The 13,429-nt window shown below is 47.1% G+C and carries 12 protein-coding genes; 11 read left to right on the top strand and 1 reads right to left on the bottom strand.

Features of this window, described 5'->3' with window-relative positions; all coding sequences use genetic code 11:
- Nucleotides 1-100 precede the first annotated feature (100 nt).
- From HMPREF2560_RS10300 to HMPREF2560_RS10290, 3 genes are all read left to right on the top strand, one after another.
- Nucleotides 101-562, top strand: coding sequence for a c-type cytochrome (locus HMPREF2560_RS10300; RefSeq protein WP_070607718.1), 462 nt, complete (start codon nt 101-103; stop codon nt 560-562).
- A 385-nt stretch (nt 563-947) separates the two neighbouring features.
- Nucleotides 948-3,710, top strand: coding sequence for a TonB-dependent receptor domain-containing protein (locus tag HMPREF2560_RS10295; RefSeq protein ID WP_070607721.1), 2,763 nt, complete (start codon nt 948-950; stop codon nt 3,708-3,710).
- 141 nt (nt 3,711-3,851) lie between these two features.
- The gene (locus HMPREF2560_RS10290; RefSeq protein ID WP_036490205.1) at nt 3,852-5,117 is read left to right on the top strand and encodes a histidine-type phosphatase; all 1,266 of its coding nucleotides are present in this window, start codon (nt 3,852-3,854) and stop codon (nt 5,115-5,117) included.
- A 179-nt stretch (nt 5,118-5,296) separates the two neighbouring features.
- Here HMPREF2560_RS10290 and HMPREF2560_RS10285 read toward each other — a convergent pair whose 3' ends face one another.
- Nucleotides 5,297-6,493, bottom strand: coding sequence for an acetate kinase (locus HMPREF2560_RS10285; RefSeq protein WP_070607724.1), 1,197 nt, complete (start codon nt 6,491-6,493; stop codon nt 5,297-5,299).
- Between the two features lie 236 nt (nt 6,494-6,729).
- Here HMPREF2560_RS10285 and HMPREF2560_RS10280 point away from each other — a divergent pair, with 236 nt between their 5' ends.
- The 8 genes from HMPREF2560_RS10280 to HMPREF2560_RS10245 all read left to right on the top strand — a co-directional run.
- Nucleotides 6,730-7,035: an HLGFF motif protein gene (locus HMPREF2560_RS10280; RefSeq protein WP_070607728.1), complete on the top strand. Its 306-nt coding sequence runs from the start codon at nt 6,730-6,732 to the stop codon at nt 7,033-7,035.
- On the top strand, nt 7,035-7,223 hold the full coding sequence (gene ccoS, locus HMPREF2560_RS10275) for a cbb3-type cytochrome oxidase assembly protein CcoS (protein ID WP_003681462.1): 189 nt from the start codon (nt 7,035-7,037) through the stop codon (nt 7,221-7,223). Before HMPREF2560_RS10280 ends, ccoS begins: the two co-directional genes overlap by 1 nt.
- Nucleotides 7,220-8,536, top strand: a complete 1,317-nt coding sequence (locus tag HMPREF2560_RS10270; RefSeq protein ID WP_070873863.1) for an MFS transporter — start codon at nt 7,220-7,222, stop codon at nt 8,534-8,536. Before ccoS ends, HMPREF2560_RS10270 begins: the two co-directional genes overlap by 4 nt.
- Nucleotides 8,537-8,858: 322 nt before the next feature.
- Nucleotides 8,859-9,839, top strand: a complete 981-nt coding sequence (locus HMPREF2560_RS10265; protein WP_070607733.1) for a DNA polymerase III subunit delta' — start codon at nt 8,859-8,861, stop codon at nt 9,837-9,839.
- A gap of 10 nt (nt 9,840-9,849) precedes the next feature.
- Nucleotides 9,850-10,203, top strand: coding sequence for a PilZ domain-containing protein (locus HMPREF2560_RS10260; RefSeq protein WP_003682949.1), 354 nt, complete (start codon nt 9,850-9,852; stop codon nt 10,201-10,203).
- A gap of 4 nt (nt 10,204-10,207) precedes the next feature.
- Nucleotides 10,208-10,993 (top strand): TatD family hydrolase, encoded by a 786-nt coding sequence (locus HMPREF2560_RS10255; protein ID WP_070607738.1) that lies wholly within the window; start codon nt 10,208-10,210, stop codon nt 10,991-10,993.
- A 318-nt stretch (nt 10,994-11,311) separates the two neighbouring features.
- Entirely contained in the window at nt 11,312-12,865 is a 1,554-nt protein-coding gene (locus tag HMPREF2560_RS10250; protein ID WP_070607741.1) for a fatty acid--CoA ligase, read from the top strand.
- An 85-nt stretch (nt 12,866-12,950) separates the two neighbouring features.
- Nucleotides 12,951-13,429 (top strand): ATP-binding cassette domain-containing protein (locus HMPREF2560_RS10245; protein ID WP_141762601.1); only part of this gene is annotated, 479 nt, incomplete at its 3' end.

The raw sequence follows: 13,429 nt of genomic DNA, 5'->3' as shown, positions 1-13,429 counted from the left end.
GGTTTAAGGTATGATAACGCCTTATCAGACGGCCTGAGAGTTTGGCCGGCTGATTTTAAATTTAACGATAATCATATCATTACAATAGGACACACTCCATATGAAAACCCGTTTTCTCCCTGTCGCTTTGGCGGCAGTGGCGCTTACCCTGACCGCCTGCGGCGGCAACGGCGCGCCCTCCCAGCCTAAAGGCCCTATTTCCGAAGACCGTACGGCCGCATTCAAATCCATGATGCCCGAGTTTACCCGCATGGGCAAAATGGTCAAAGACGAAGAGCCTTACGACGTAGAAAAATTCAAACAAGCCGCCGCAACCTTCGCCGAAAACAGCAAAAAACCGTTCACCTTGTTTGAATCCGACCCTCAAGGCAACGGCCGCGCCCTGCCTGCCATCTGGACAGACACGGCAACCTTCAAAGCCGAAGAAGAAAAATTCGTCGCTGCGGTTGAAAAACTCAACGCTGCCGCCCAAACCGGCAAGCTCGAAGAAATCAAAGCCGCTTACGGCGAAACCGGTGCAACCTGTAAATCCTGCCACGACACATTCCGCGGTCCGGAATAAGGCTTAAAGCAATAAAGGCCGTCTGAAATATCATTTTCAGACGGCCTTTTCTTCAATTGACTTCAAATCTTTCTATATTGGTTTTATATTTTGCATTTCATGTTTTTTACCGGTTTCATTTGAAACCGACGGCTCAATTCACATATCGCAATCAAATTTTCTTCTTCCAGCTATTTAAATTCAATTAAATCTAGCCTTTTCTCGACCAACCAAATTCAAATTCAGACCTGCTTTATCTTTTCAGCCAGATTAATCATATGCGGTTGGATTATCTCCTAAAACAAGAATCTACTTTATTTTTTAACAAATAAAAACCATTATCAAAATATTTGTAAAGTTTAATAATATGTTATACAGTAGCAGCTTCGTTTCTGAGGTAACTATCATGAATCCGAATTTCAAATTAAATCTACTAACATTATCTTTACTGGCTATAACAAGTATCGCACACGCAGAAGAAGAGTTTTCAACTCAAGAGCTTGATGAAATTCAAGTCAAAGGTAAACACATTGCCAAAGAGAAAAAAGTTTTTACCGAAGGCCAAGCCAAAAGTTCGCGTGAACGCGTTTATCAATCCAGCGAAAACATCGATACCATCGTTCGGAGCATGCCCGGCGTTTTCACCCAACAAGACAAGGGATCGGGGGTATTGGCGGTCAATATTCGTGGCGATAGCGGTTTGGGACGCGTCAATACGATGGTTGACGGCGTAACCCAAACCTTCTATTCCACTTCTGCCGATGCCGGACGCAGCGGCAGCTCCTCGCAATTCGGTACGGCACTAGATCCCAATTTCATTGCCGGCGTCGATGTAACCAAAGGCAGTTTCTCGGGTGCCAACGGCATCAATACCTTATCCGGTACAGCCAATTTCCGTACTTTACGGGTAGACGATGTGGTACACGGAAACAATACCTTCGGCCTCTTGACCAAAGGATTGACCGGCACAAACAGCACCAAAAGCAACTTTATGGCAACCGGAGCTGTACAAAAATGGCTTGACAGCGGTGCGCGCGTTGGTGCGTTATATGGTTACAGCCACCGTAATGTCGAGCAAAACTATAAAGTGGGCGGCGGCGGTCAGCGTATCGGCAATTTTGGCGAGGAATATTTGGACCGTAAAAAACAAGAATATTTTGAGAGCAACCTATTGAAATTCGACCACGAACAAAATCTCTGGGTTCGCGATTTTTCCAAGCGTAACGCAGTCGGTAAAAGCTATTGGGACTACCCTTTCTCCAAAAAATATAACGATCCTGAGGTTTTGCAAAGAGATTATGTCGATGACTTGGAAAGAAGCTGGAAAGAGAATTTAGCACCGCAATGGGACCTGACTCCAATCGACCCGACCAGCCTGCAACAACGCTCAAACAGCCATTTGGTCAAAGTGGAATACGAAAACGACAACAACAAGCTGGACCTTCAGCTTCGTACCATGAACAACCGTATCGGCAGCCGCAAAGTAGAAAACCGCAACTATCAAGCCAATTACAACTTAAACATTGGCGATTATATCGATTTAAACGTGTTGGCCGCCCATAATTTGGGAAAACAAAAATATCCGAAAAACTCACGTTTTTCAGGATGGGGGCTGCTTGATTATTTAGAAACCAAAAACACAGCCAATCTTTTGGATATCAACAACAGCTTTTCTTTCAAACTTCCCAACAAAACAGATTTAAAAGCCACCGTCGGTTTCAATTTCTTTAAAAACCAATACAGTAAAAACCGTTTTCCGGAAGAGCTGAGCCTGTTTTACGACGGCCCGGATCAAGATGCCGGCCTGTACAGCTTTTTAGGCCGCTTCAAAGGCGACAAAGGAATCTTTCCCCAAAAATCAACGATATTGCAACCTTCAGGCCAGCAAAAATTCAATACGTTCTATTTTGATACTTCCTTGAAAAAAGGCATTTATCAATTGAATTACAGCGCCAATATGGTCAACTACCGCTATAAGGGCGAATATACCGACTACTTCAATACCCAAGAAGACTTTAAAAAAGCATTTGGAGAAGATTCTGAAATTTATAAACAGCATTGCACACCAAGCTGCGACCTTTACGAACCGGTTTATACCAAATCCGGTAAAAAGCATGTGGTAAATCATTCGGTGGCATTAAACATCAATGTCAACGACTATTTTATGCCGTTTATCAGCTATTCGCGTACGCATAGAATGCCGAATATTCAAGAAATGTATTTTTCACAAATAGGCGACTCAGGCGTCAATACCGCCCTCAAGCCGGAACAGGCCAATACTTACCAAATAGGCTTCAATACCTTCAAAAAAGGGATTTTCAAGCCGGACGATGTATTGGGTTTCAAACTGGTCGCCTATCGCAGCAGGATAAACAACTATATCCACAATGTTTATGGCAAATGGTGGGATTTGGATAAAGCACCCAGCTGGGTAACCAGTACCGGCCTGCAATACTCCATCCAGCATCGAAACTATGCCAAACCTGTCCATAAAAATGGTTTGGAAGTGGAAATGAACTATGATTTCGGCCGCTTTTTTACAACCCTGTCTTACGCCTATCAAAAAACCAACCAGCCAACCAATTATAGCGATGCCAGCGAATCGCCCCGCAACTCTTCTAAAGAAGACCAAATTAAACAGGGCTACGGCTTAAGCAAAATTTCACGCTTACCCCGAGATTATGGTCGGTTTGAATTAGGATCCCGATGGTTGGGCAACAAATTGACCATCGGCGGCATTATGCGCTATTACGGCAAAAGTACACGGGCGACGACTGAGGAGGAATTTGTTGACGGGACAACCGGCGCCAATACCTACTCTTCACATCAAATGGGCAGAAGGGTGATCAAAAAAACAGAAAGCATCAACAGACAGCCGATGATTTTTGATTTCTATGCCAATTATGAACCGAAGAAAAACCTTATCCTTCGTTTTGACATTCAAAATGCGTTCAATAAACGCTATGTCGATCCTTTGGATGCCGCAAATGATGCCGCAACCCAGCGCTATTTCAGCGTATTTGAAAGAAAAGGCGGTTTAGATGATGAGGAAGTCGAATGCGATGCCAACGGTTTATGCAATGGCAAATATGGCGGTACGACACGCTCCGTTTTGAACAACTACGCACGAGGCAGGACTTTGCTGTTTACCATCAGTTATAAGTTCTAAACCTATCTATCAGTATCTTAATATTGCACTGATTAAGCGGTAGTCAATATTGTTGCAGTATTTATGGTGTTAGTTTACGGCACCAAATATGCCTTGAATTTTTATAGCTCAATTTCAACATTAAATGATTAGGTATCGAATATGAAAAAAATAACCCTAAAATTCACCGCACTTTTGCTTGGCTCAGCTTTAGCAAGTAGTGCGTTTGCAACAGAAAATGGTCAAACTTCCTCAAGTTCTGATTATGAATTAGAGAAAGTATTGATTTTCAGCCGACACGGATTGCGTTCACCAGTGGAAAAAGATCCGCAAGAAATGGCGAAATATTCCCCGTATGCGTGGGCAAAATGGGATGTGCCATCTGGTTATCTCACGGCAAAAGGGACAGTGCTAGAAACCTATTTCGGCCAATATTTAGGACAATGGCTTGCGGATAAAGGATTATTAACGACAGATCGTTGTGCATCGGGTGAAGGTATTTTCGCTTATGCGAATGGAGTGCAACGCACCATTGCAACAGGTCAGGCCATTGTGGCGGGAGCTTTTGCAGGCTGTAATGTTCAACTGCAACATCACGGTGAAATTGGTTCAGAAAAAGATCCAATTTTTAACACGCAGGCGCACAATCCAAGCCAAGCTTTGATTGAATCTGCAAAAAATAACGTTGATTTAACCGCTTTACAGCAAAAATTAGCGCCAAATTATGCGCTATTGAGTGAAATCATCGATTATAAAAATTCACCAAACTGCTTGCAAAAAGGCGAATGTGATTTAGGTGGAAAAGTCGGTGAATACAGTATCAAAGATGGCAAGTCGGTCAAGATTACGGGTTCTATCAGCACCGGGAAGAAAATTGTCAGTGCATTATTGCTCGCACATTATGTGGGTAAGCCTGATTCTGAAATTGCAAACGGTCGTGTGGATAGCCAAGAAAAATGGCGCGCAATTAACGAAATTAAAAACGAATATTACCGCACTTTATTTAAAAACAATGAAGCGTTAGCACAAAATGCATCATATCCGTTATTGGCATTTATTCAGCAGCAGCTAAATAGCGAAAATAAAATTAACTTATTGGTTGGACACGATTCTAATATCGTCGCTCTGCTGGCTGCATTAGGTGTTGAGCCTTATGAATTAGATGGTTCATTGGAAAATATCCCAATCGGTGGCAAGCTGCTATTTGAAGTATGGAAGCACAAACCAAGTGGTAAGCTCAAATTTAAGTTGGATTATGTGTATCAATCTACCGAACAGCTGATTAACACCACGCCATTAAGTTTAGCGACACCACCAAACCAAACAGCTTTAACGCTCAAAGGCTGTGAAAAAGATGAAAAGGGCTTTTGTGATTACGAGCGTTTTCAACAGGTGTTGAGTGAGGGTATTAAGAACGGTAAGAAATAGCATTCATGCAACCCTATGAAAAATACTTAAAAGAGAATTCGCAGAAACTGCGAGTGGATCAAACGGAAAAGCCGGCAAACGTAATGTTTACCGGCTTTTCTCAATATATTCTAAAAATTTTCTTCATCTATACACAACAAAAAACCTGCCCTTGCGGACAGGTTTTCAATGATGACGGATTACAGGCCGCTCAGACGGGCAGTATCGTGTGCAATCATCAATTCTTCGTTGGTAGGAATCACAACGGCAACAGCTTTGCTGTCGGCAGTGGTAATCACACCGGCATTGCCGAAGCGGGCTTTCAGGTTGGCTTCTTGGTCGATGTACAGACCGAGGAAGCCCAAGTAGCCCAATACACGTTCGCGGATGATGTCGGAGTTTTCACCGATACCGCCGGTGAAGACCAATGCGTCCAAACCGCCTGCCGCGACTGTCATGCTGCCGATGTATTTAGCCAAGCGGTAGATGAACATTTCCAAAGCCAGTTTGGCGCCTGGATGACCTTTTGCAGCTTCTTCTTCGATGGTGCGGCAGTCATTGGACAAACCGGAGATACCGAGCAGGCCGGATTTTTTGTTCAGCATTTCAGTAATTTGGGAAATGGTCATGTTGGCGTTTTCAGCCAAGAAACTGAAAACTGAAGGGTCGATATCGCCGCTGCGTGTACCCATTACCAAACCTTCCAGCGGAGTCAGGCCCATGCTGGTATCTTTACATTCGCCGTTGGCAACTGCCGCGATAGATGCGCCGTTACCCAAGTGGGCAATAACCATGCGCAGGTCTTTTTTGTCTTTGCCGAGGAAGCGTGCAGTTTCGTCAGAAACGAAGCGGTAGCTGGTACCGTGTGCACCGTAGCGGCGCAAGCCGTATTTTTCATACAATTCATGTGGAACAGCGTAGGTGTAGGCATGTTCCGGCATGGTTTGGTGGAAGGCAGTGTCGAATACGACAACGTTAGGCAAACCTTTGAAAATGCTTTGTGCGGCACGCAGACCCAAAAGGTGTGCCGGGTTGTGCAGCGGAGCGAGCGGAATACATTTTTCGATGCCGGCGATAACTTCGTCGTCAACGAGGATGGATTCGCTATACAACTCGCCGCCGCTGACGACGCGGTGACCGATGGCGCCGATGCGGCTGTCGAGGCCGTGGGCTTTGAGTTCTTCCATCAGGGCTTCAACTGCGCCGGTGTGGTCGGGCTTGGCAGACAGGTCAACTTTGTGTTTTTCGCCGTTGAATTTAAAGGTAATGTAGGCATCAGGCAGATTGAGCTTTTCTGCCAGGCAGCTCAGCAATACTTCGCCGCTGTCGTTATCCAATACGGCACCTTTGAGGGAAGAGCTACCGCAGTTCAAAACCAAGATTAATTTTTGTGACATTTTTATGCTCCTTGAGGTTTCAGACGGCATTTTTTGTCGGGGCCTTACTGCTGCTCCGGCTGGGTTGCACCCCTTGTGGGACATAGTGGGTAGCGGTCTGAACAGATTAACAAAGTAAACGTCGTATTCTAACAAAAAATGTAATCGGCTGCTTGACTTAATATTTGATGTAAAATGGACGGAATTTTATTTTAGGCCGTCTGAAAAAATGACGGCGGTTTTGAAAATTTACCGATATGCATTATTTCAGTATCCACACTCAAGACGGCGAACACGCCGGATTTTTCATTATGCTGGCAGACGATGAATCGCAAAATCCGCCGCAAAGCGGACGCTTTGTAATCAAGCTGCAAAGTGAAGACGCAGCCGAAGCGGCGGTATTGTCGCCTTTTGAGCAAACCGATATCCCGCAATACTGGCGCGTGGTTAAAGACCATATCGAATTGTTTTTTGATGATAAAAACATCGGCGTGCTGCGCAACGAATACCTGACCATCAGCGGTAAAACCTTTATCCTGACCGATTTGACCGGAGCGATGTAATGGAAAGTATGTTTATCCTTGTCCCCATCAGCATTATTTTGGCCTTTATCATCGGTTGGTTTTTCTGGTGGTCGGGTAAAAACGGACAGTTTGACGACCTTGAAGGACCTGCGCACCGCATTTTGATGGACGACGATTCCACTGAAAAACTGATCGAAAAAGACGAAGACAAAGAATCCAAACAATGAGCCTTAAAAAAGACAATCTGAATTTCCACACGACCCGCCGTTTTGCGCCGCTCTTTGGGACGCAGTTTTTGGGCGCGTTGAACGATAATATGTTCAAAACCGCATTATTCGTGATGATCAGTTTTTACGGTTTGGGTAAAAACGACTTTCTGCCGCCCAGCCAAATGCTGAATTTGGGCGCAATGCTGTTTATTCTGCCCTACTTCCTGTTTTCCGCGCTGTCAGGACAGCTGAGCAACAAATTTGATAAAGCAGTTTTGGCGCGCTGGATCAAGCTGTTGGAAATCATCATCATGGCAGTGGCGGCGTATGGCTTCTACATCCAATCCGCGCCTTTGCTTTTAATCTGCCTGTTTTGCATGGGCACGCAATCGACCTTGTTCGGCCCGCTGAAATACGCGATTTTGCCCGATTACCTCAACGACAAAGAGCTGATTATGGGCAACAGCCTGATTGAATCGGGTACGTTTATCGCCATTTTGCTCGGCCAAATTTTGGGCACCGCAGTTGCAGGTGTTCCGCCGTATATTGTTGGTGGTTTGGTGTTATTGGTCGCTATCGGCGGCTCGATGGCCAGCCTGTTTATGCCGTCTGTACCCGCTAAAATGTCGGACACAAAAATCGAATGGAACATCATCAAAGACACGAATTCACTGATTCGTGAAGCGGCGGCCAATCGTCCCGTATTCACTTCCATCATCGGTATTTCATGGTTTTGGTTTATCGGCTCGGTTTATACCACCCAACTGCCGACGTTCACGCAAATCCATTTGGGCGGCAACGATAATGTGTTCAACCTGATGTTGGCGCTGTTCTCCATCGGCATCGCTATCGGCTCGGTATTATGCGCCAAACTCAGCCACGAACGCCTGATTTTGGGCTTGGTTACCATCGGCACTCTGGGGCTGACGGTCTATGGATTATTGCTGGTGTGGCTGACCCAAGGCCAACGCTTTACCGAATTAAACGGCATTATTTGGTTTTTATCGCAAGCCCAAGCGTATCCGATTATGCTCGTGATGTCGGCCATCGGCTTTTTCGGCGGTTTCTTCTCCGTACCGCTCTACACTTGGCTGCAAACTGCCAGCAGCGAAACCTTCCGCGCCCACGCCATCGCTGCCAACAACATCATCAATGGTGTGTTTATGGTGTCGGCTGCCATTCTGAGCGCGGTTTTGCTGATGTTGTTCAACAGCATCACGCTGCTATATTTGATTGTTGCCGTAGGTAATATTCCGTTGATTGTTTACCTCATCAAACGGGAACCAAAATTTATCGGGGATTTGACCGCTTTATTGAAAATCAGCAAATAAGGCCGTCTGAAATGTCTCCCCACCATGCACATTTTCACTGTTCAATCGCGTGGACAGCTTGTGCATAAATCAGATTACTGTCTGATTTAAAATTAAAAAACACATCTGCCTAAATTTTAAGCACAACTTTACTGCCAAACAAAATGCACATTTTCCCCAAACAAGCGTGTGCAAAGGCTGTGAATAAGTAAGCTTAATAATTGATATTTCAAAATAAATTAATATTTGATTAATTTTTAGGCAATTTATTAAAGGCCGTCTGAAACCTTTTTCAGACGGCCTGAGAGTATAATAACCACCTACCTTATAGTTCCCAAACGATATGATTTATCCATGGCATGAAACCCAATGGCAACAGCTCGCCGCCCATTGGCAAAACCGTCCCAACGCTTGGCTGTTTACCGGCAAAGAAAATACCGGCAAAACCGAGTTTGCCCGCTTTGTCGCGCAGGCATTGCTGTGCGAATCGCCCAAGTCCGGCCATGAACCCTGCGGCGAGTGCGCTTCGTGCCATTTGTTCAGCCAAAACACGCATCCCGACTTTTACGAACTCACGCCGGAAATGCCCGAAGGCGAGGCAACGGGACGCAAACTCCTGCAAATCAAAATCGATGCCGTACGCGATATTGTGGAAAACATTTACCTGACCGCTGTCCGCGGCGGACTGCGCGTGGTATTGGTGCATCCAGCGGAAAGCATGAATACACAGGCGGCAAACGGTTTGTTGAAAGCTTTGGAAGAGCCGCCGCAACACGTTGTTTTCCTGCTCGTTACCCACGCGCGCGACAAACTCCTGCCTACCATCAAAAGCCGTTGCCGCCAGATGGTGCTGCCTTCGCCTACCCATGAACAAGCTGCGGCATATCTGCGTCAACAAGGAGTGGGAAATGCTGAAGCCTTGTTGGCATTCCACAGCGGCGCGCCTTTATTCACACCTGCTCCCGAATTAGACGCATTGCGCGAAGAGTTGCTGACGTTGCTGGCTGCCCCGCGCCTGTTGGCCATACTCGACTACGCCGCCGCGTTCGACAAACAAAAACAACCGCTGGCCATTTTCATCGACTGGCTGCAAAAATGGCTGATAGATGTCGGCTTGGCACAACAAAGCATGGCGCCACTTTATTATCCGCACCATGCCCAAGCCCTGCTTCAGACGGCCTCTAAAACCGATTCACGCAAGCTGTTTGCCCTATTGGGCCGTCTGAACGCGCTCAACCCTTACGGATACCATACCTTGAGTGTTAAAATGCAGCTTGAGTATCTGCTTATCGAATATTTGGATTTTTGGCAAAACAAACCCTAACAGGTAATAAATGATGAATAAAAAAGACATTCCGGCGAAGATGTTGGCTTTGCAACTCAAAGACCCCAATCTGCTGTACAACTGCTATATGCCGTTTTTAGAACACGGCGGCCTGTTCGTACCGACCGATGACGTATTCTCCCTAGGCGAAGACATTCTCTTGGCCGTGGAAATCGCCGACTATCCCAAACGCTTCCTGCCAACCAAAGTCGTTTGGATCAATCCGGCGCGCACTTCAGCCCACCGCCCCAAAGGCGTAGGCCTTGCATTCTCCGAACACGAAAGCTGCCTGCAGGCAAAAAACCTGATCGAAGCCGAGCTTGGCCCGCGTCTGCGCAGCGACCGCACTACTTTTACCCTGTAATACCATGTATTTAATCGATTCACATTGTCATCTCAACTTTGACGGCTTAAAAGACCGCCTGCCCGAAGTCTTTGCCAACATGGAAGCGCAAAGCGTCAAGCAGGCGCTTGCCATCAGCGTCAGCAAACAAAGTTTTGCCGAAGTCTTCGACATTGCCCAGGCGCACGACCACATCTACTGCACCATCGGCATACATCCCGACAGCCAAGAAGCGGAAGAATTTACCATCGCCGAAATGGTAGAAGCGGCCAAACATCCGAAAATCGTCGGTATCGGCGAAACCGGTTTGGACTATTACTGGTGCAAAGGCGATTTGTCATGGCAACATCAACGCTTTGCCGACCATATCCAAGCAGCCAACGAAAGCGGCCTGCCCGTTATCGTCCACACGCGCGATGCGGCCGAAGACACATTGCGGATTTTGAAAGAGTGCCACACCAACTCCGGCGTGATTCATTGCTTCTCTGAAGACATCGCCTTTGCCAAAGCCGCTTTGGATTTAGGGTTATACATCTCCTTCTCCGGCATTGTGACGTTTAAAAATGCACCACTGATACAGGAAGCAGCCAAATACGTCCCTGCCGATAGAATCTTGGTAGAAACCGATGCGCCCTTCCTCGCGCCGGTTCCCAAACGCGGCAAACAAAACGAACCTTCCTACGTCCGCTATACAGCCGAGTTCTTAGCCAATCTGCGCGGCGAGAGCTTGGAAACATTGGCACAAAACACCAGCGACAATTTCTATCGCCTGTTTAACAAAGTACCCGATGGCCGTCTGAACAACGGCTAGGTCTAAAGCCTCTACCATCGGCTCTGCCAATCCGTCATCAGGATTCTGCCTCAAACTCAACGGTAAACTCGAAATGGCTTGAGACAGAAACGCAATCGGCTTGCGCTATCTTCCGAACGGCAGACTTTGAAGAATGGGAATATTCCCATCAACACAATAAATAAGTTTAAATTCAAAATATTGCTTTCCTAAGCCCAGCAAAGCTCAAGGCCGTCTGAAAGTATTTTCAGACGGCCTCTTGCTTATTTTACCGATAGGATGTAAAACCTATCCTTCGAAATAAACGGTTCATCGAAACCGTACATCAATCGACACAATATGGACACAAACTCCGAAATGCACACCCACCCTAATTTTTACGCTATGCTGACTGCAGCCTGCCAAAAAAACGGTAAAGGCACAGTCATCTTCAACGACAAAGAAAAAATCAGCTATTCCTCCCTCAAACGCGAAGTAGAAACCGTCGCCGCCTATCTACAACACCAAGGCGTACAATATGGCGACAGGGTCGCCCTTGTCGTTTCCAACTCTCCCGAATTTATTGCCGCCTATTTCGCCATTACCTCTATCGGCGCGGTAGCCGTCCCACTCAACGTCTTTTTGAAAAGCGAAGAATTTTCCTACATCCTCAATGACTGCGGCGCACGCTTTATGTTCGCATCCGCGCCGTTGGCCAAAGAACTCAAAAACATCAAAGCCAAAACCAAAGTCAATAAAATCATCTGGATTGGCGAAACCAACGCCGCCAGTGGCGATGACAGCTATTTCGATGCCGCGCGTACATTCCCCGGCAAGCCGAATCTGAGCCGTCAGCCGTCCGTCAACGATTTGGCGCACATTATCTACACCTCCGGCACAACCGGCCATCCCAAAGGCGCATTAATCAGTTACAGCAACCTGTTTTCCAATCTTTCGGGCATCGAACAAATTTTCCAAATCTCGCAAAAAGACCGCTTCGTCGTCTTCTTGCCCATGTTCCACAGCTTTACGCTGACTGCCATGGTTTTGCTGCCGATATCTCAAGCCTGCTCGATTATTTTGGTCAAATCCGTCTTCCCGTTCTCCAACGTGTTGAAACAGGTTTTGCTCAAACGCGCTACCATTTTCCTTGGCGTACCGGCTATTTACACCGCCATGAGTAAAGCCAAAATCCCTTGGTATTTCAGATGGTTTAACCGAGTCCGTCTGTTTATCAGCGGCGGCGCGCCTTTGGCCGGACAAACCATTGACGATTTCAAAACCAAATTCCCGCGTGCCAAATTGCTGGAAGGCTACGGCTTGAGCGAATGCTCGCCCGTCGTGGCCGTCAATACGCCTGAGCGCCAAAAAACCGCCAGCGTCGGTGTTGCCCTACCCGGCCTGACCGTGAAAGCCGTCGATGACGAATTAATCGAAGTGCCGCGCGGCGAAGTGGGCGAACTCATCATCAAAGGCGGCTCGGTCATGCAGGGCTACCTCAATATGCCTGACGCCACAGATGAAACCATTGTCAACGGTTGGCTGAAAACCGGCGACTTCGTCACCATAGACGAAGACGGCTTTATCTTCATCGTTGACCGCAAAAAAGACCTGATTATCTCCAAAGGCCAAAACGTCTATCCGCGCGAAATCGAAGAAGCCATCTACAAACTCGAAGCCGTGGAAGCCGCCGCCGTAATCGGCGTGAAAGACCAATATGCTGATGAAGAAATCATTGCCTTTATCCAACTCAAAGAAGGCATGAAACTGGAAGAAGCCGAAGTCCGCAGCCACCTGCGCGGCCTGTTGGCAAACTTTAAAATCCCCAAACAAATCATCTTCCAAGACGAGCTGCCGCGCAATGCCACCGGCAAAGTGTTAAAACGCAAACTCAAAGAACAGTTTCAAGACTAAACCGCTGTTTCAGACGGCCTCTTGATTCATGCAGGCCGTCTGAAAACAACCTGTATTCCACAAACCTTTTCAGACGGCCACGACCATGACGACACCGATACTCGAAATCGAAAACCTAAACGGCTCCTTTCCGAGCAAGCAAGTCCTGCACGATATCAACCTGACCTTGCAACCCGGCCGCAAACTGGCATTGGTCGGCGAGAGCGGCAGCGGCAAAACCGTATTGTCGCAAGGCATTATGCGCCTGAATCCGATGGTTACCTTTGAAGGCCGTCTGAAATATTGCGGAACCGACCTGCTGACCCAGCCCGAACGCGCCCTGCAAAAACTGCGCGGCCGCGAAATCGGCATGGTGTTTCAAGAACCCATGACCGCCCTCAACCCCGTCATGCGTGTCGGTGAACAAATCGCCGAAGTCCTGTCCCTGCATTTGGGTTTGGATAAAAAACAGGCATGGGCGCGCGCTATCGAACTCCTGGACGAAACCGGCATCCACCAGCCCGAGCAAAAAGCCCAGGCCTATCCTTTCCAACTTTCCGGCGGCCAACGCCAACGCGCCATGAT

The organism is Neisseria sp. HMSC078H04, assembly GCF_001838135.1.
Lineage (GTDB): Bacteria > Pseudomonadota > Gammaproteobacteria > Burkholderiales > Neisseriaceae > Neisseria.
The sequence above is the reverse complement of the archived record's forward strand: the minus strand, read 5'-3'. Positions and strand labels throughout refer to the sequence as shown.